Here is a 17,618-nt window from a genome sequence, read left to right as displayed (position 1 = left end):
AGTAAAAGGAAAATATAAAATATGTATGTGATTGTTGGACTTGGAAATCCGGGAAAGAAATATGAAAATACAAGACACAATATTGGGTTTATCACCTTGGATTATCTGGCTGACAGGCATGGAATTAAAATTACAAAAATAAAACATAAAGCTTTGGTCGGAGAAGGAAACATCTCCGGCCAAAAAGTTTTATTGGTCAAACCACAGACTTATATGAATTTAAGTGGTAATTCTGTGCGTGAAGTGATGGAATATTACAAAGTTAATATAGAAAATCTGCTGGTTATCTATGATGATATTGATATACCAGCAGGAAGTGTACGAATTCGGAAAAAAGGAAGTGCAGGTACACATAATGGTATGAGATCTGTAGTGTATGATATACAGTCAGATCAGTTTCCGAGAATAAGAATCGGCATGGGCAATAGTAAAAATGCAGATTTAAAAGATTTTGTTGTTGGTGGTTTTTCAAAAGGGGAAAAAGAAGTTTTTGAAAGGGCAGTTGTTCATACAGCTGATGCCATAGAATGTTTCTTGCAATTTGGCATAGATAAGGCGATGAATGAATACAATACAAAAGGAGCTGTAGGAGAAGAAAAGGGTAATGAATGATAATAAAATCATAAATATATCCGGAATATCAGAGGGACGGGTAGCGCCTGTCGGTGCTAATATTGCAGGGAAAAATGTGGGACCTACGTTAGTAGTTACCTCTTCTGCAATCAAAGCAAAACGACTGGGGGAAGACCTGTCTTTTTTTGGGCATAAAAATGTTTATGTAATGCCTGATGCAGGTGAAATTTTTCTTAGATATGAAGCAAAAACACATCATGAACTTCTGGATCGTTTGAAAATTTTAAAGGCAATGGTTATGGGAGAAGACTGTTTTGTTGTGGCCCCGGTTTCTGCTGCATTAAAAAAAATGGCTTCTGCTGATCTTTTTAAAAACAACATTATAAATTTAAACCTTGGGGATGAAATAAACCTGGAGGAAATCAAGCAAAAATTAGTATCCATGGGATATGAAAGAGTCCCGATGGTTGATGCCAAAGGACAATTCAGCGTCAGGGGAAGTATCATAGATGTTTTTACTGCAGATGCTGAAAATCCTTATAGAGTAGAACTTTTTGATATAGAAGTTGATTCTATAAGAAGTTTTGATTTAGACACCCAACGTGCCTCAAAGAACTTAGACAGCATAAAAATCTTTCCGGCTGAACTCCTGCAGAATGATCAGGAGGTTTTTGATAAAGCTGCCAGAAAAATTGATAAAGAATATTCTGCGTATATAAAACGCTTATATAATAAACAGGAAAAAAGTAAAGAAGAAATTCATAAAATTGAGCAACTTGAGAAAAGAAAAAATGAATTGCTTGAATATGTTGAAAATAATACAAATATCCAGTTATTAGAGAATTATATTCACTATTTTTACGAGGAAACAGTATACTTGTGGGATTATCTTCCGGAAAATTCGATAGTTATGATTGATGATCCAGACAGAGTCATTGAGGCACTGGAAACGCGAATAAAAGAGTTTAAAATGGATTTTGAAGTGCTGCTTGAAACTGGCTATGTTATACCAAAAGATTACCAGTCTTTTTCTGATGAAAAAGATTACTTTAAATTATATGAACAGCCTCTGGTATATTTGTTCACCCCTTTTCAGAAGAGAATAAAAGGTGATGTAAAGCTTACAGAAATCCATAATGTTGTAAGTAAACAGGGACCTGTTTTTAATGGCAGGATGGACCTGTTGGCAGAAGCACTGAAAAGGTATGTTCACGAAAACTATCAGATAACCATTGTGTGTTCAACGGATGAACGAGTTGAAAATCTGACAGAATTTATAGAACGAAACGAATTAACAGGAAAAATTACCTTTAAAAAAGGCAGCATAACAGGTGGCATGGAATTTCCTGAAGAAAAGGTTTGTTATATCTGGGATGGAGATATTTTTACAAACCAGAAACAGGGAAAAACCAGAAGTCAAAAAAGTAAACCTAAAGGAAAGGCTATACAAAGCTTTTCTGATATGCATAAAGGGGATTTTGTTGTACATGATAACCACGGAATTGGTAAATTTCTTGGTATAGAGCAGCTGGTAGTACAAAATGTAAAAAAGGATTATCTAAAAATAAAATATGCCGGTGAAGATATGCTTTATGTCCCTGTAGAGCAGATGGACTTAATTCAGAAGTACGTCAGCGCAGATGGTGCCACACCAAAGATAAATAAGTTATCCGGCAGTGAATGGAAAAAAACCAAGGCAAAAGCAAAAGCAGCCATTGCTAATATGGCAAAAGAACTGTTGGAGCTTTCGGCAGCAAGGCAAATTGAGAAGGGGTATGCCTTTTCGGAAGATACGGTATGGCAAAAGGAATTTGAGGATAGTTTCCCTTATCAGGAGACTTCAGACCAGTTAAGAGCCATCAGTGAGATAAAATCTGATATGGAACGGCCTATTGCCATGGACAGACTGCTTTGTGGAGATGTGGGATATGGTAAAACAGAAGTGGCTGCAAGAGCTTTGTTCAAATGTGTAGCAGAGGGAAAGCAGGCGGCTGTTTTGGTGCCTACTACCATATTGGCTAATCAGCATTATATGACTCTGAAGGACCGGTTTGAAAAATTTCCTTTTAAAGTTGAAATGCTTTGCAGATTCAGGAGTGACAGACAGCAGGATGAGATTGTAACCCAGATAGAAAAAGGTACTGTAGATTTAGTTATTGGTACCCATAGAATGCTTTCTAAAGATGTACAGTTTAAGAATTTAGGGCTGCTGGTTATAGATGAAGAACAACGATTTGGGGTTCAGCATAAAGAGGCTATAAAGCAACTAAGAAAGAACGTTGATGTTCTGACTATGTCTGCCACGCCAATCCCAAGGACTCTTCATATGTCTTTAGTTGGTATAAAGGATATGAGCCTCATAGAGGAGCCTCCAGAAGAAAGGTACCCGGTACAGACTTATGTACTGGAACAGGAGGATGAACTGATCAGAACTGCCATTGAAAGGGAACTGGCAAGAGACGGACAGGTATATGTGATATTTAACAGAGTGCTTGGTATTAACAAAGTGGCAGCGCAGATTAAGAGGCTTGTTGCCCATGCAAAAGTAGAGGTTGCTCACGGTCAGATGAATGAACATGAGCTGGAAGATATTATGATTCGGTTTATCAATAATGAAAGTAATGTGCTGGTAGCTACCACTATTGTAGAATCTGGAATAGACATTCCAAATGCCAATACCATCATCATGCTTGATGCTGACAGGCTGGGCCTGGCACAGCTATATCAGTTAAGGGGAAGGGTTGGAAGAAGTACCAGACTTTCTTATGCATATCTGATGTTCCAAAAAAATAAAGTTCTGTCAGAAGTAGCAGAAAAACGACTGAGGGCTATTAAAGAGTTTACTGAATTTGGTGCTGGATTTAAAGTTGCTATGAGGGATCTGGAAATAAGAGGAGCAGGAAACCTTTTAGGAATGGAACAACATGGGCATATGATGATGATTGGCTATGAACTTTATTGTAAACTGGTAGATGATGCTGTAAGAGCCTTAGGTGGTGAAATTGTAAATCCTGACAGGGAAGAAGCATCTATTGAACTTCAGGTTACAGCTTATATTCCAGATCGATACATTGCAGATGAAGTCCTTAAACTGCAAATGTATAAAAAGATTGCGGCTGTTGATAGCGTAGATGGCGAAGAAGAGATTATTGATGAATTGATAGACAGATTTGGAGAAATTCCGAAGGAGACGGTAAACTTAATAAAAGTCTCAAGAATACGCTCTATGGCTGAAGCATTATGTATAACGAGAATACATGAGGATGGAAATAAGATTATTTTTGATTTTGCTCCGGAAAATCCCCTTAAGGCACAGGCTTATGCAAGGCTTTCAAGAAGTTTCGGCATGAGAATCTTTATTCATGGAGGAGTGAAGCCCATGGTGAGATATACCATGGAAAAGACCAATAAGCTTGAAGAGACCATCAGAGTACTTGATGTGATGAAAGAAGAATAACAGTAAAAAACCTGGCTTAAATTATTTATAGCCAGGTTTTCACTTTTTAACTTTCCATTTGTCTTGCAAGGAAAGTGGCCCCTATTTCAGCGGCTTTCAGTTCCACATCACCTAATACTTTATCGTCTTTTGGCAGGATAGTAATAGATCCAATGGAATCTCCCTGAGAAATAATAGGTACAACTATTTTGTCCTGTTCCATTAGTCTGTTTTTACTCTGAATAAGCCGATCCAGTTCGTGATCGATTTTTTTATCTAACAAATCTTTTTTCATTCCACCAGATACAGCAATAATCTGATCCGTATCTGATACAACAACGGTGCTCCCCAAAACGCTAGATGCTGTTTCTGCATATTCGCCTGCAAATTGGCTAAGCTCGTTAATTGGAGAATATTTTTTCAATATTACCTCGCCATCTTTGCTAGTATAAATTTCGAGAGGATCTCCCTCACGGATTCTGAGGACTCTTCTTATTTCCTTAGGTATAACAACTCTACCGAGGTCGTCTATCCTTCTGACTATGCCTGTTGCTTTCATAAATGATTCCTCCTAAATACTATTATGGATTAAAATGCAAGTTGTTTTTAATTCTTGCTAAATTTTCATTCATATTGTTTGTAACTGAGGAAAATTTATACTAAGATTAAGAAAAATCATGCTAACAAAAGTTGGCAATAATTTGTAGGCATTACAAGAAAAAGGATGAAATAGATATACTCGTGTGATATAATATAATGTCCATGTAATAATATTACTTAATTGAGGAGGTTTCAAAATGATTTTTACAAATATATCAATTTTAGATGAGAATATGCAGCTGCAAGAAAATATGTATGTAGGAATAAAAAATGAGAAAATCGATTATATTGGTAAAGAGATGCCATTTATTGATTATGGTGAAAGCTATAATGGAAAAGGCAAGCTTCTAATGAGTGGATTTTATAATACCCATGCTCATTCACCTATGACTCTGCTTAGAGGATATGGAGAAAACCTTGCGTTACAGGCATGGCTTAATGATAGAATTTTTCCTTTTGAAGCAAAGCTAGACGGGAATGCTGTTTATTGGGGAACTATGCTGGCTATGGCTGAATCTCTCAGATTCGGAATCGTATCCACCACAGATATGTATTATTTTTGTGAAGATATGGTTAAAGCCATAGAACAGACAGGAGCAAAAGATAATGTGGGCAGAGGTGTGACCAACTTTACGGATTCGGATTTATATGATTTGGAAAGTTTTTCTGAAATGAAAGCATTATTCGGAAATTATCATAATGCGGCAGGAGGTAAAATAAAAGTAGATATGAGTCTTCATGCCGAGTATACTTCAAATCTTAAAACTGTACAACAGATGGCAGCATATACAAAGGCGATTGGTGCTAATATGCATGTACATGTTTCGGAAACAAAATTAGAACATGAAGAATGTAAAGCAAGACACAATGGCATGACTCCTATACAGTATTTTAACAGCCTTGGGCTGCTAGATACCAAAACAACAGCAGCTCACTGTGTATGGGTAGAACCAGAGGATATGGATATAATGAAGGAAAAGGGTGTTACTGTGGCAAGTAATCCTATCAGTAATTTAAAATTATCCAGTGGTGTCTGCAATGTACCTGAATTACTAAGGAGAGGAATCAATGTTGCTATAGGAACAGATAGTGTTTCCAGCAATAACAGCTTGAATTTTATAGAAGAAATGAAAGTCTTTGCTATTGCTTCAAAGGAAAAATATCAGGACCCTACAGCTGTTACCCCAATGGAAACTCTTTATGCGGCAACAAGAGCAGGTGCACTGTCCCAGGGAAGGGATGATTGCGGCAAACTAGCTGTCGGATATAAAGCAGACCTGATTGTTCTTGATATTATGAGGCCGAATTTTGCCCCTGTGCATAACATGGCAAACAATATAGTATATTCAGCATGTGGCGGTGACATTTCGATGACAGTGGTTGATGGAAAAGTCCTTTATAAAGATGGAGTTTATACAACTATAGATATTGAAAAGACAATATTTGAGACAAACAAGGCCACAAAGAAAATTTTAAGTCAGCTATAAAGGAGTTTAAAATGGCAAAAAAATCCTTTGTTCAAGGTGCCGTAATCCTTGGGATTGCGGGTATAATAATAAAAGTTCTGGGGGCATTCTTTAGAATTCCTTTGGCAAACTTAATAGGATCCGAGGGTATGGGGTACTATCAGACCGCATACCCAATATATGTTTTATTTTTAACGCTGGCAACTGCAGGAATTCCTATAGCTATTTCCAGAATGGTTTCAGAGAGAATTGCTGTTGATGATTATTATGAAGCTCATAAAGTTTTCAGAGTTTCTTTTATTCTGCTTTTTTGTATAGGCATTACTTCGGCTGCAATATGTTTCTTTGGGGCAGAAATGCTTGTGGGTGCAATGGGAAATCCAGGTGCAAAGCTGGCCATGATGGCCGTTGCACCAGCCCTGCTATTTGTACCTATGCAGGCAGCTTACCGAGGATATTTCCAAGGCATGCAGGATATGAAGCCTACAGCAGTTTCCCAGGTTACAGAACAATTTTGCAGAGTTGCTGCCGGTCTGTCTCTTGCATACTTCCTTGTAAGGTTTGGCAGGCAGTATGCTGCAGCAGGTGCTTCTTTTGGAGCAACAGCAGGTGCTATTGGAGGCGTGCTGACAGTTGTAGTAGTCTATTTGTACAAGAGAGGTTCCTTAGAACATAATATTCAGAGAACTAAAAAGCGTAACACTGAAAAGAGTAGCAGCATTTTAGCCAAGATTTTTATTATAGCTATACCAGTTACTATCGGGGCAGCTATTATGCCTATTATGAATGCGATAGATGTTAGTATTGTTATGCGCAGACTACAGGAGACAGGCTGGACTTATGGGGCGGCTAACAGTATGTACGGACAGTTGACCGGTATGGCAGGACCTCTTATTAATTTTCCTCAGGTTCTGACTCAGGCTGTTGCCATGAGTTTAGTTCCGGCTGTTGCGGCATCCTATAAGCAGAAGGATATGCATTTCCTTCGGGAAAATGTTCAAACGGGACTCAGGATGGCAATTATTATTGGATTGCCCTGTGCCTTTGGGCTGATGGCTTTATCGGAACCGATTATGTTATTACTTTATCCAATGCAGAGAGCAAGCGCTCTGGGTGCAGCACCATGTCTGTTTATCATGGCATTTGGAGTTATTTTCTTATCTACTGTACAGACTCTTACTGGCGTATTACAGGGTGTAGGAAAGCAGATGGTCCCTGTGAGAAATCTTTTTATAGGAGCTATAGCAAAGGTAATTATTACGTATACTTTAACTGGGGTTGAAATGATAAATGTTAAGGGTGCAGCTATAGGTACCGTTGCGGCATACATGATTGCAGCAACATTAAATGTTATGGCGGTGAAAAAATACACTGGTGCCAGATTTGATTTTATGCTTACTTATGTAAAGCCTGTGATTGCTACTTTGTTTATGGCAGGTGCAGCTTTATTGGTTCATCGCATCCTGTTTGGAATTACTGGAAATGCCCTGGCTACTTTATGTGCTGTCTGCGTAGCAGGAGCAGTTTATTGTGTAATGCTTTTTGTAACTAAATCCATTAAAAGAGAAGAAATTGGTAATTTACCGAAAGGGAAAACGTTACTCAGGATTGCAGATAAATTCAAAAGATAGATTTAAGTTGGAGATAGAGAATGGAACAGAAACAGGAAGTTTTGGAAGAATACAGACATTTATACAAAACTGCAGGAAACGCGGGAGAGGCGGTTACACGTTTAATTGACATTATCAGGATTTTAAGAAAAGAGTGTCCATGGGATAAAGAGCAAACTCACGAAAGCCTTAGAAAATGTATGATTGAAGAGGCTTATGAAGCAGTTGAAGCTATAAATAATGAGGATTTGGATAACCTAGAAGAAGAACTGGGTGATGTTCTTCTTCAAGTGGTCTTCCATAGTAGTTTAGCTGAGGAAAACGACAATTTTGATTTTATTAAGGTTGCTAACAGAGAATGTGAGAAAATGCTGAGGAGACATCCACATGTTTTTTTAAAAGAAACAATTAAAACTATTGACAAAGTCCTTGAAAAATGGGAAAATGTGAAAAGAAATGAGAAGGGGACCACAGATTGCAAATCAAGGCTGGAAAATGTTCCAAGAGCATTACCTGCTTTGATGAGAAGTTATAAAGTTCAGGCCAAAGCTGCAGAAGTTGGTTTTGACTGGGATGATGTGGAATGCGCTTTTCACAAAATTAGAGAAGAGACTGAAGAACTAGTAGAGGTTTATATCAGGGATGATAAGGACAGCATTGCTGAAGAACTAGGCGATTTGCTTTTTTCCGTTGTGAATGTTGCCCGATTTCTAAAGGTAGACCCGGAAGAGGCGTTGAATCTTACTTCCGAAAAGTTTATTAGGAGGTTTGGCTTTATTGAAGACACTGCCAGGGCTCGTAAAGTTTCACTTGAGGACATGTCTTTAGAAGAGATGGACAAGCTGTGGGATATGGCAAAGATGTTAGAAAAGAAAGCATAATGCTGAATAATTTCGAGTTACTTTAGTCACGTTTATATTTAAGGAGGTTTTTATTCATGAACAAAGCTGAGTTAGTTGCTAGCGTAGCAGAGAAAACAGGTTTTACAAAGAAAGATGCAGAAACAGCAGTAAATGCGTTTGTTGCAAGTGTTGAAGAAGCACTAGTAAAAGACGAAAAGGTACAGTTAATTGGATTTGGTACTTTTGAAACTCGTCAGAGAAAGGCAAGACAGGGAAGAAACCCTAGAAAGCCTGGAGAAACTATCGAAATCGCTGCAGCAAAGGCTCCTGTATTTAAAGCTGGTAAGGCACTTAAGGACGCTGTAAACAAATAAGCTTAAATATACAAATAAAAGGTAGCCTTTATGGTTACCTTTTTTTAATATTCCAAAGAGGGGAAAAGGGCATATGAGAATTGACAAATTTTTAAAGAATTCCAGATTGATAAAAAGAAGAACTATTGCCAAGGAAGCATGTGATCAGGAACGCATTACTATTAATGATAAAATAGCTAAAGCAGGAAGTGAAGTGAAACCTGGGGATATCATACATATCCAGTTTGGCAACAGCTCTATAAAAGCCAGGGTACTGGTATTATCAGAATCCTGTAAAAAAGAAGACGCGGCGACTATGTATGAGATAATTCAGTAGCTAAGATATTTACCTATAATAAAATAAAAGCTTGTATTCTGTGAATACAAGCTTTTTACGTTAAACTATTCTTTTCAGACATTTGTTCCATGCCAGTGGAATTAAAAGTGTCTGTATAGGTATGGCGCAGGCAACTTTTACAAGTCTCGCAGGTAATAATACCATGATACCCTTCCCTGTCATTATGTACAGCCAGTAAGAATCCAGACACAGGTTCCATAGGCAGCATACCAGTAATGCAGTAAAAAAGGCACGTTTATAAGTAATGCTTTTTTTATGCAGGAAGATGCCGAAGGTTGCACCTGTTAAAAAGGCTGTCAGAGTAAAACCTGGGAAATATGCACCAGTGGGGAAAATCATCATTCCTATAAAATCTCCCAGCGCATAGGCAATTCCAGCCCAGAGAGGTCCGAACATTATCCCAAGCATTGCAACTGGCAGAAATCCAAACCCTATTCTCAATATAGGGGTGTTTATACTGCAGAACCGAGTTAAAATAACTTCTAGCGCAATAAACAGACCAATAATAATCAGTCGTCTGAGTTTTGAGCCGTTTTCCATAAAAAAACTCCTTTCTCTATTAATTTAAGTAGTTAACTACATTAAAGAGAAAAGAGCAAAAGTCTCTTTATGTAGTAGCGGACGCAATATTGTACCGCAAATCAACTAGCTAGTTGTTTTTCGTTCATAAGCAACATCCCATCTTATGACACTTAACGCACAATATTTACTCTACTTTTCAAGACAATATAACATAGTTCCTACACAGATGCAATCCATATTCAATGAACAAAAAATATTTTTTATAGAAGATTTGACAAAGAAAGGCTTTCGTTTTCATGGAGAAATTTTAGCTGCTCCTTTAAGCAGGATAATTCCCCAGAGGAGTTAGAGTCATCTTTAGATTTGATGTAATATTCTGTTCTGGCAATTGAATAGTCAGCTTCATTGATTTTATCCGTACTAAAAAAGAAGCAGGCAGTTTTTTTGTAATCATGCCAACTATCTTTAAGTTCTTCAAAATTATCTGTTGCCTGCTTCCAGTTTCCATCTTCCACTTCCACTAAAATTTTTTCATCTATGGCGTTTATAAATTCATGAATCTTCTCATCAGAGTAATTTGTATAGGCCGACCAAGTGCCAATTAAGAGAAAGAGGCAGACAAGGGAAATTAAAAAGGATCTCATACAATCACCTCCACAGAAACCTTTCCATCTCCTGAAGGCTGGTATACATGCAATTGTTTCTGTTCATCGCAAAACGCCATGAGAATTTCTTTATAGGAGAAAATCTTCATTGGAAGTAAAAGGGATTTTAAATACTCTTCATCCCAGCCGATTTTGTGAAGGTTATTTTTATATAGAACCCCATCGCATACTAAAATTAAGGGCATGATTTCTTTCGGTTTTGTTATACCCATGTCACTAGGGGTAAGAGGTTTTTTGTCAGGCTTAGGTATAACAGATAGATCCCCGTTAGATTCGATTACAGCATAAGCTACATCGGACAGAGATGGAGAGTTTTTTAATCTGAGCTGTTCTGTTAAATCGTTAATATTGATACGAAGTCTTTTTAATTCCAGTTCATTAATTACTCCGTTTTCGATTAAAACGCTTGGCTTACCGCTTATAAAGTTTTTGAACCATTCGCACTTTAGTGATAAATAGGAGATTGTAACCTGAAGAAACAGCAAAGTGAAAATTGCAGTAGTACCGTTTATTAAAGATAGGTTTGTATCTTCAATAGGTAATGAAGCCAATTCGGCAATCATAAAAAGCACCACCAGTTGAAATGGGGAAAGCTTAGATAACTCGGATTTTCCCATAATACGAATAGCGAATAAAACCATTAAATATAAAACGATGGTTCGTATTAAGATAATAGTCAATTATAGTACCTCCTGATATTCTAAAACAAATTTTTACAGTCATCTTATTTTGTACAAATTTCATAGACCTTATACTTAAAATAGGCATGGAAGATTTAATAGATTTAGCTATAAAAATTAGTTTGAAAAAGACATAAAAAAGTTGTTGACAGTTAAGTGATATTTTGGTATTCTAAATAAGCTGTCCCGTGAGGCAATCTAAGTAAACTATCAGCTAAAACATTGTAGAAAAATGAAAAAAGATGTTGACAAGTTTGCGGAACAGTGATAAGATAAAAAAGTTCCTTATAACGGAACGACGCACATCTCATTTCCTTGATAAATGAGGCTGGTGCGTAAGAACCTTGAAAACTTCATAGTGTAAAAGAATTAGTCAAGAGAACATTAAGTTGTTCTCGATACTAAGTACAAACAATCATAACGATTGGTAAGATAACCAAACTTGTTTTGGAAGTCAACGTACAATTTCTTAAAAAAACAACAATAATTCTAGGATTTATGTTTTGCATAAAGAATAGAGAAGCGAAACGCGAAGCGTTTCAGCCGAGCAGAAGCTCAAACTTGATTTGATTCAGAGAAATCTGATTTAAATACCATTTAATAAAGAGTTTGATCCTGGCTCAGGATGAACGCTGGCGGCGTGCCTAACACATGCAAGTCGAGCGAGAAATTTATGAACGAAGCTTTTAGTGGAGTGATTAAATGGAAAGCGGCGGACGGGTGAGTAACGCGTAGGCAACCTGCCCCTTACAGAGGGATAGCCTCGGGAAACCGGGATTAAAACCTCATAACACATCATAAACACATGTTTGAGATGTCAAAGATTTATCGGTAAGGGATGGGCCTGCGTCTGATTAGCTAGTTGGTAGGGTAACGGCCTACCAAGGCAACGATCAGTAGCCGACCTGAGAGGGTAATCGGCCACATTGGAACTGAGACACGGTCCAAACTCCTACGGGAGGCAGCAGTGGGGAATATTGCACAATGGGCGAAAGCCTGATGCAGCAACGCCGCGTGAGCGAAGAAGGCCTTTGGGTCGTAAAGCTCTGTCGGAAGGGAAGAAACAAATGACGGTACCTTCTGAGGAAGCCCCGGCTAACTACGTGCCAGCAGCCGCGGTAATACGTAGGGGGCAAGCGTTATCCGGAATTATTGGGCGTAAAGAGTGCGTAGGTGGTCTTGTAAGCGTGGGGTGAAAGGCAGTGGCTTAACCATTGTAAGCCCTGCGAACTGTGAGACTTGAGTGCAGGAGAGGAAAGCGGAATTCCTAGTGTAGCGGTGAAATGCGTAGATATTAGGAGGAACACCAGTGGCGAAGGCGGCTTTCTGGACTGTAACTGACACTGAGGCACGAAAGCGTGGGGAGCAAACAGGATTAGATACCCTGGTAGTCCACGCCGTAAACGATGAGCACTAGGTGTCGGGGCCGCAAGGCTTCGGTGCCGCAGTTAACGCATTAAGTGCTCCGCCTGGGGAGTACGCACGCAAGTGTGAAACTCAAAGGAATTGACGGGGACCCGCACAAGCAGCGGAGCATGTGGTTTAATTCGAAGCAACGCGAAGAACCTTACCAGGACTTGACATCCCTCTGACAGGACTTTAACAGGTCCCTCCTTCGGGCAGAGGAGACAGGTGGTGCATGGTTGTCGTCAGCTCGTGTCGTGAGATGTTGGGTTAAGTCCCGCAACGAGCGCAACCCTTGTCAATAGTTGCCAGCAGTAAGATGGGCACTCTATTGAGACTGCCGTGGATAACACGGAGGAAGGTGGGGATGACGTCAAATCATCATGCCCCTTATGTTCTGGGCTACACACGTGCTACAATGGCTGGTACAGAGAGACGCAAGACCGTGAGGTGGAGCAAATCTCCAAAACCAGTCCCAGTTCGGATTGTAGGCTGCAACTCGCCTACATGAAGTTGGAGTTGCTAGTAATCGCAGATCAGAATGCTGCGGTGAATGCGTTCCCGGGTCTTGTACACACCGCCCGTCACACCATGGAAGTTGGGGGTGCCCAAAGTTGGCCAGCAAATAGGCTGCCTAAGGCAAAACCAATGACTGGGGTGAAGTCGTAACAAGGTAGCCGTATCGGAAGGTGCGGCTGGATCACCTCCTTTCTAAGGAGACTAACACTTTTGCACTATGAGTTTATATGGGGAATTAGCTCAGCTGGGAGAGCACCTGCCTTGCACGCAGGGGGTCAAGGGTTCGATCCCCTTATTCTCCACCAGAACTTTTAAAAGGGTTCTAAATGTACTTTGAAAACTGGATAATATGCAAAATATCAGAAAGTGTTAAAAAACACAAATATGACAACGAAATCGAGGTTATCGAAAGATAACAAACAGTTATAGAACTAAGACAAAAGTCTTTTCGGACAGAGATGTCTAAAAGAATGATGTCGGGTGTAAAATAACTACGATTTCAACCGAGAAACCAGAGAATTACGAGTTAATTAACAAGTAAGTCTAAAAAATATAAGTCTTATCTAACGCTAGATAAGCAAAACGCTTATGGTCAAGCGAATAAGAGCATAAGGTGAATGCCTTGGCACTAGGAGCCGAAGAAGGACGTGGCAAGCTGCGATAAGCTGCGGTTAGGAGCAAACATCCGTCAACCCGCAGATGTCCGAATGGGGAAACCCACTTATGGTAATGCGTAAGTATCCTGTGATGAATAAAATAGTCACAGAGAAGGTAACCCGGGGAACTGAAACATCTAAGTACCCGGAGGAAGAGAAAGAAACATCGATTTCCTAAGTAGCGGCGAGCGAACGGGAAAGAGGCCAAACCATAGTTTACTATGGGGTTGAGGACACTCATCACGTATGGCGTGTATAGTCGAAGCTGTTTGGAAAGGCAGACCGAAGAAGGTAAAAGTCCTGTAGACGAAATGCACAAAATGCAGAGTGGATCCAGAGTACCACCGGACACGTGAAACCCGGTGGGAAGCCGGGGGCCCACCCCCCAAGCCTAAATACTACCTAGTGACCGATAGAGAATAGTACCGTGAGGGAAAGGTGAAAAGAACCCCGGGAGGGGAGTGAAAAAGAACCTGAAACCTTATGCTTACAAGCAAAGGGAGCGCAAGTGACCTTGTACTTTTTGTAGAACGGGCCAACGAGTTATGGTATGTAGCAAGGTTAAGGTGCTGGAGCACTGGAGCCGAAGCGAAAGCGAGTCTGAACAGGGCGTCAAGTTATATGCTGTAGACCCGAAACCGGGTGACCTATCCATGTGCAGGTTGAAGCGAGAGTAAAATCTCGTGGAGGACCGAACTCATGTCTGTTGAAAAAGGCTGGGATGACGTGTGGATAGCGGTGAAATTCCAATCGAACCCGGATATAGCTGGTTCTCCTCGAAATAGCTTTAGGGCTAGCCTCAAGATTGAGATACTCGGAGGTAGAGCACTGAATGTTCTAGGGGCCTTCACCGGTTACCGAAAACTATCAAACTCCGAATGCCGAAGTATTATACTTGGGAGTCAGACTATGTGAGATAAGTTTCATAGTCGAAAGGGAAACAGCCCAGACCAACAGCTAAGGTCCCAAAATGTAAGTTAAGTGGAAAAGGATGTGGAGCTGCATAAACAGCTAGGATGTTGGCTTAGAAGCAGCCACTCATTTAAAGAGTGCGTAATAGCTCACTAGTCGAGTGGCTCTGCGCCGAAGATAAACGGGGCTAAAACTTACTACCGAAGCTTTGGAATTACAGTAATGTAATTGGTAGAGGAGCATCGTATACGGGCAGAAGCTGAGATGGAAGTCTTGGTGGACTGTATACGAGAGAGAATGTTGGCATGAGTAGCGTAAGGCAGGTGAGAATCCTGTCCACCGAAAATCTAAGGTTTCCTGAGGAAGGTTCGTCCACTCAGGGTTAGTCGGGGCCTAAGCCGAGAGCGAGAGCTGTAGGCGATGGACAACTGGTTGAGATTCCAGTACCACCGAAATTCGTTTGAGCGAAGTGGGGACACAGAAGGATAAGCTGAGCGCACCGTTGGTTGAGTGCGTCTAAGCGTCAAGGGAGAACAGGCAGGCAAATCCGCCGGTTCAATTCTGAGGCGTGATGGGGAGGGAAATTAAAGTACCGAAGCAGCTGATTTCACACTGTCAAGAAAAGCCGCTAGTGAGAATGTAGGTGCCCGTACCGTAAACCGACACAGGTAGATGAGGAGAGAATCCTAAGGTGAGCGAGAGAACTATTGTTAAGGAACTCGGCAAAATAACCCCGTAACTTCGGGAGAAGGGGTGCCTGCGAAAGCAGGCCGCAGTGAAAAGGCCCAGGCGACTGTTTACCAAAAACACAGGTCTCTGCTAAAGCGAAAGCTGAAGTATAGGGGCTGACGCCTGCCCGGTGCTGGAAGGTTAAGGGGAAGTGTTAGGGCAACCGAAGCACAGAACTTAAGCCCCAGTAAACGGCGGCCGTAACTATAACGGTCCTAAGGTAGCGAAATTCCTTGTCGGGTAAGTTCCGACCCGCACGAAAGGCGTAACGATCTGGGCACTGTCTCAACAATAGACTCGGTGAAATTGTAGTACCGGTAAAGATGCCGGTTACCCGCAGCAGGACGGAAAGACCCCATGGAGCTTTACTGCAGCTTGATATTGGATTTCGGCGTTGCATGTACAGGATAGGTGGGAGGCTACGAACCCAGTACGCCAGTATTGGGGGAGCCACCGTTGGGATACCACTCTTGTAACGTTGAAGTTCTAACCATGTACCGTGAACCGGTACTGGGACAGTGTCAGGCGGGCAGTTTGACTGGGGCGGTCGCCTCCTAAAGAGTAACGGAGGCGCCCAAAGGTTCCCTCAGCGCGGTCGGAAATCGCGCGAAGAGTGTAAAGGCAGAAGGGAGCTTGACTGCGAGACAAACAGGTCGAGCAGGGACGAAAGTCGGGCTTAGTGATCCGGTGGTTCCGAGTGGAAGGGCCATCGCTCAACGGATAAAAGCTACCCTGGGGATAACAGGCTGATACCGCCCAAGAGTCCACATCGACGGCGGTGTTTGGCACCTCGATGTCGGCTCGTCTCATCCTGGGGCTGAAGTAGGTCCCAAGGGTTGGGCTGTTCGCCCATTAAAGAGGTACGCGAGCTGGGTTCAGAACGTCGTGAGACAGTTCGGTCCCTATCCGCTGTGGGCGTTGGAAATTTGAGTGGAGCTGTCCTTAGTACGAGAGGACCGGGATGGACATACCTCTGGTGCACCAGTTGTTCTGCCAAGAGCATAGCTGGGTAGCCACGTATGGACGGGATAAGCGCTGAAAGCATCTAAGTGCGAAGCCCCCACAAGAATAGATTTCCTCCAGAAATGGTAAGACCCGTGAGAGACTATCACGTTGATAGGTCGGAGGTGTAAGTGCAGTAATGTATTGAGCTGACCGATACTAATAGGTCGAACGCTTGACCAAAATGGTTTCAAGAAGGAATAAAACTGATAGAAAAGTATGTTATCCAGTTTTGAGAGTACACTCTCAAAAAAAGAATAGACAAAATCCGGTGACAATAGCGAGGAGGCTCCACCTGTTCCCATCTCGAACACAGTAGTTAAGCTCCTTAGCGCCGATGATACTTGGCGGGCAGCTGCCTGGGAAAGTAGGACGTCGCCGGTTTTAAATGGCTCCATGGTCAAGCGGTCAAGACACCGCCCTTTCACGGCGGTAACCCGGGTTCGATTCCCGGTGGAGTCACCAAAATATGCGCGATTGGCGGAATTGGCAGACGCACTAGACTTAGGATCTAGCGGGCGACCGTGGGGGTTCAAGTCCCTCATCGCGCACCACAGAAAATGTACATTGAAAGATGTACATTTTTTTTTATGTATTAAAATGGGACTTGAACCCGAAAGGGCAGGAGCGTAAAGTAAAAACTTTAAATTTCAATGATTTTAGGAATATAGAGCTTATAGTCTAAACAATATTAATAAAATTAAACTTGACAAAATTAGTCCAGAATAATATAGTGTATATAGAAGATTATTATTAACAGGAGGAAACGAATCTGCTGATTACAAGAGAAACGGATTATGCTTTACGAATACTGAGGGCACTGGCAGATGGACAACAGCTGACATCTGCAGATATATGCCAAAGGGAGATTCTCCCACAGAATTTTGTATATAAAATTTTAAAAAAGTTAAATAAGTCAGGAATTGTTTATATAGCAAGGGGGGCAGAAGGTGGTTGCAAGCTTACTGCAGACTTAAAAAAATAAGTTTATATGACCTTATGGAGATTATAGAAACAAAGAAAGATATAAGCAGTTGTATGGATGTCAATTTTAACTGCGCATGGAGACAGAAATATGGCAAACGATGTAAGGTTCACGGTAATTTAGGAAAAATACAGGAAGCATTGAATCAACAACTGAAATCTTACAGCATCTATAAAATATTGTTTGAAGATAGTAATTAGTTTTATCTTATATGGATAGAATTAATTTTTTACCAACAAACTGGACTAAAATTGTCAAGTATACAAAATGCTAAAAATTGGATTAGTTGATAGAGTGTTTATAAAT

General features: G+C 40.8%; 13 protein-coding genes, 3 tRNA genes, 3 rRNA genes and 1 riboswitch. Of the genes, 15 read left to right on the top strand and 4 right to left on the bottom strand.

What is annotated here, in order from left to right:
• Positions 1-21 precede the first annotated feature (21 nt).
• On the top strand, positions 22-612 hold the full coding sequence (gene pth, locus Ami3637_RS02245; protein WP_162361135.1) for an aminoacyl-tRNA hydrolase: 591 nt from the start codon (positions 22-24) through the stop codon (positions 610-612).
• Positions 605-4,030 carry a transcription-repair coupling factor gene (gene mfd, locus Ami3637_RS02240; protein ID WP_162361134.1) on the top strand — a complete coding sequence of 1,142 codons (3,426 nt, stop codon included), beginning with the start codon at positions 605-607 and terminating at the stop codon, positions 4,028-4,030. Before pth ends, mfd begins: the two co-directional genes overlap by 8 nt.
• Before the next feature lie 46 nt (positions 4,031-4,076).
• Here mfd and Ami3637_RS02235 read toward each other — a convergent pair whose 3' ends face one another.
• Positions 4,077-4,568, bottom strand: coding sequence for a stage V sporulation T C-terminal domain-containing protein (locus tag Ami3637_RS02235; RefSeq protein WP_162361133.1), 492 nt, complete (start codon positions 4,566-4,568; stop codon positions 4,077-4,079).
• 238 nt (positions 4,569-4,806) lie between these two features.
• Here Ami3637_RS02235 and Ami3637_RS02230 point away from each other — a divergent pair, with 238 nt between their 5' ends.
• From Ami3637_RS02230 to Ami3637_RS02210, 5 genes are all read left to right on the top strand, one after another.
• Positions 4,807-6,096: an amidohydrolase gene (locus Ami3637_RS02230; RefSeq protein ID WP_162361132.1), complete on the top strand. Its 1,290-nt coding sequence runs from the start codon at positions 4,807-4,809 to the stop codon at positions 6,094-6,096.
• A gap of 11 nt (positions 6,097-6,107) precedes the next feature.
• Positions 6,108-7,706: a putative polysaccharide biosynthesis protein gene (locus Ami3637_RS02225; RefSeq protein WP_162361131.1), complete on the top strand. Its 1,599-nt coding sequence runs from the start codon at positions 6,108-6,110 to the stop codon at positions 7,704-7,706.
• Between the two features lie 20 nt (positions 7,707-7,726).
• Positions 7,727-8,566 carry a nucleoside triphosphate pyrophosphohydrolase gene (gene mazG / locus Ami3637_RS02220; protein WP_162361130.1) on the top strand — a complete coding sequence of 280 codons (840 nt, stop codon included), beginning with the start codon at positions 7,727-7,729 and terminating at the stop codon, positions 8,564-8,566.
• A gap of 56 nt (positions 8,567-8,622) precedes the next feature.
• Positions 8,623-8,901, top strand: a complete 279-nt coding sequence (locus Ami3637_RS02215) for an HU family DNA-binding protein (RefSeq protein WP_128745175.1) — start codon at positions 8,623-8,625, stop codon at positions 8,899-8,901.
• 73 nt (positions 8,902-8,974) lie between these two features.
• Positions 8,975-9,217: an RNA-binding S4 domain-containing protein gene (locus Ami3637_RS02210; RefSeq protein WP_162361129.1), complete on the top strand. Its 243-nt coding sequence runs from the start codon at positions 8,975-8,977 to the stop codon at positions 9,215-9,217.
• Positions 9,218-9,277: 60 nt separating this feature from the next.
• Here the strand turns inward: Ami3637_RS02210 and Ami3637_RS02205 are convergent, their stop codons facing one another.
• The 3 genes from Ami3637_RS02205 to Ami3637_RS02195 form a co-directional block, all read right to left on the bottom strand.
• Positions 9,278-9,778 carry a folate family ECF transporter S component gene (locus Ami3637_RS02205; RefSeq protein WP_162361128.1) on the bottom strand — a complete coding sequence of 167 codons (501 nt, stop codon included), beginning with the start codon at positions 9,776-9,778 and terminating at the stop codon, positions 9,278-9,280.
• Between the two features lie 73 nt (positions 9,779-9,851).
• Positions 9,852-9,954, bottom strand: a riboswitch (THF riboswitch).
• A gap of 66 nt (positions 9,955-10,020) precedes the next feature.
• Positions 10,021-10,404, bottom strand: coding sequence for a DUF4363 family protein (locus Ami3637_RS02200; protein ID WP_162361127.1), 384 nt, complete (start codon positions 10,402-10,404; stop codon positions 10,021-10,023).
• Positions 10,401-11,105 (bottom strand): DUF421 domain-containing protein, encoded by a 705-nt coding sequence (locus tag Ami3637_RS02195; RefSeq protein WP_162361126.1) that lies wholly within the window; start codon positions 11,103-11,105, stop codon positions 10,401-10,403. Before Ami3637_RS02195 ends, Ami3637_RS02200 begins: the two co-directional genes overlap by 4 nt.
• A gap of 597 nt (positions 11,106-11,702) precedes the next feature.
• Here Ami3637_RS02195 and Ami3637_RS02190 point away from each other — a divergent pair.
• From Ami3637_RS02190 to Ami3637_RS17195, 8 genes are all read left to right on the top strand, one after another.
• Positions 11,703-13,220 (top strand): 16S ribosomal RNA (locus tag Ami3637_RS02190).
• A gap of 37 nt (positions 13,221-13,257) precedes the next feature.
• Positions 13,258-13,333, top strand: a tRNA-Ala gene (locus tag Ami3637_RS02185).
• Positions 13,334-13,618: 285 nt separating this feature from the next.
• A 23S ribosomal RNA gene (locus tag Ami3637_RS02175) occupies positions 13,619-16,510 on the top strand.
• A gap of 84 nt (positions 16,511-16,594) precedes the next feature.
• Positions 16,595-16,711 (top strand): 5S ribosomal RNA (rrf, locus tag Ami3637_RS02170).
• Together the 16S, 23S and 5S rRNA genes with 3 tRNA genes alongside form the textbook arrangement of a ribosomal RNA operon.
• 6 nt (positions 16,712-16,717) lie before the next feature.
• Positions 16,718-16,792: transfer RNA gene (locus tag Ami3637_RS02165), tRNA-Glu, on the top strand.
• Between the two features lie 6 nt (positions 16,793-16,798).
• Positions 16,799-16,881: transfer RNA gene (locus tag Ami3637_RS02160), tRNA-Leu, on the top strand.
• 218 nt (positions 16,882-17,099) lie between these two features.
• The gene (locus tag Ami3637_RS19035) at positions 17,100-17,312 is read left to right on the top strand and encodes an RrF2 family transcriptional regulator (RefSeq protein WP_408609060.1); all 213 of its coding nucleotides are present in this window, start codon (positions 17,100-17,102) and stop codon (positions 17,310-17,312) included.
• A gap of 14 nt (positions 17,313-17,326) precedes the next feature.
• Positions 17,327-17,512, top strand: coding sequence for a hypothetical protein (locus Ami3637_RS17195; protein WP_243158078.1), 186 nt, complete (start codon positions 17,327-17,329; stop codon positions 17,510-17,512).
• Positions 17,513-17,618 lie beyond the last annotated feature (106 nt).

It is taken from the genome of Aminipila terrae, assembly GCF_010120715.1.
GTDB lineage: Bacteria > Bacillota > Clostridia > Peptostreptococcales > Anaerovoracaceae > Aminipila > Aminipila terrae.
This window is presented reverse-complemented; position numbering and strand designations above follow the sequence as displayed.

Excerpts from the sequence above, each read along its gene's own strand:
- Ami3637_RS02200 (WP_162361127.1), bottom strand. The coding sequence starts at position 10,404 with ATGAGATCCTTTTTAATTTCCCTTGTCTGCCTCTTTCTCTTAATTGGC.
- Ami3637_RS17195 (WP_243158078.1), top strand. The coding sequence starts at position 17,327 with ATGGAGATTATAGAAACAAAGAAAGATATAAGCAGTTGTATGGATGTC.
- Ami3637_RS02235 (WP_162361133.1), bottom strand. The coding sequence starts at position 4,568 with ATGAAAGCAACAGGCATAGTCAGAAGGATAGACGACCTCGGTAGAGTT.
- Ami3637_RS02215 (WP_128745175.1), top strand. The coding sequence starts at position 8,623 with ATGAACAAAGCTGAGTTAGTTGCTAGCGTAGCAGAGAAAACAGGTTTT.
- pth (WP_162361135.1), top strand. The coding sequence starts at position 22 with ATGTATGTGATTGTTGGACTTGGAAATCCGGGAAAGAAATATGAAAAT.
- mazG (WP_162361130.1), top strand. The coding sequence starts at position 7,727 with ATGGAACAGAAACAGGAAGTTTTGGAAGAATACAGACATTTATACAAA.
- Ami3637_RS02230 (WP_162361132.1), top strand. The coding sequence starts at position 4,807 with ATGATTTTTACAAATATATCAATTTTAGATGAGAATATGCAGCTGCAA.
- mfd (WP_162361134.1), top strand. The coding sequence starts at position 605 with ATGAATGATAATAAAATCATAAATATATCCGGAATATCAGAGGGACGG.
- Ami3637_RS02210 (WP_162361129.1), top strand. The coding sequence starts at position 8,975 with ATGAGAATTGACAAATTTTTAAAGAATTCCAGATTGATAAAAAGAAGA.
- Ami3637_RS02205 (WP_162361128.1), bottom strand. The coding sequence starts at position 9,778 with ATGGAAAACGGCTCAAAACTCAGACGACTGATTATTATTGGTCTGTTT.
- Ami3637_RS02225 (WP_162361131.1), top strand. The coding sequence starts at position 6,108 with ATGGCAAAAAAATCCTTTGTTCAAGGTGCCGTAATCCTTGGGATTGCG.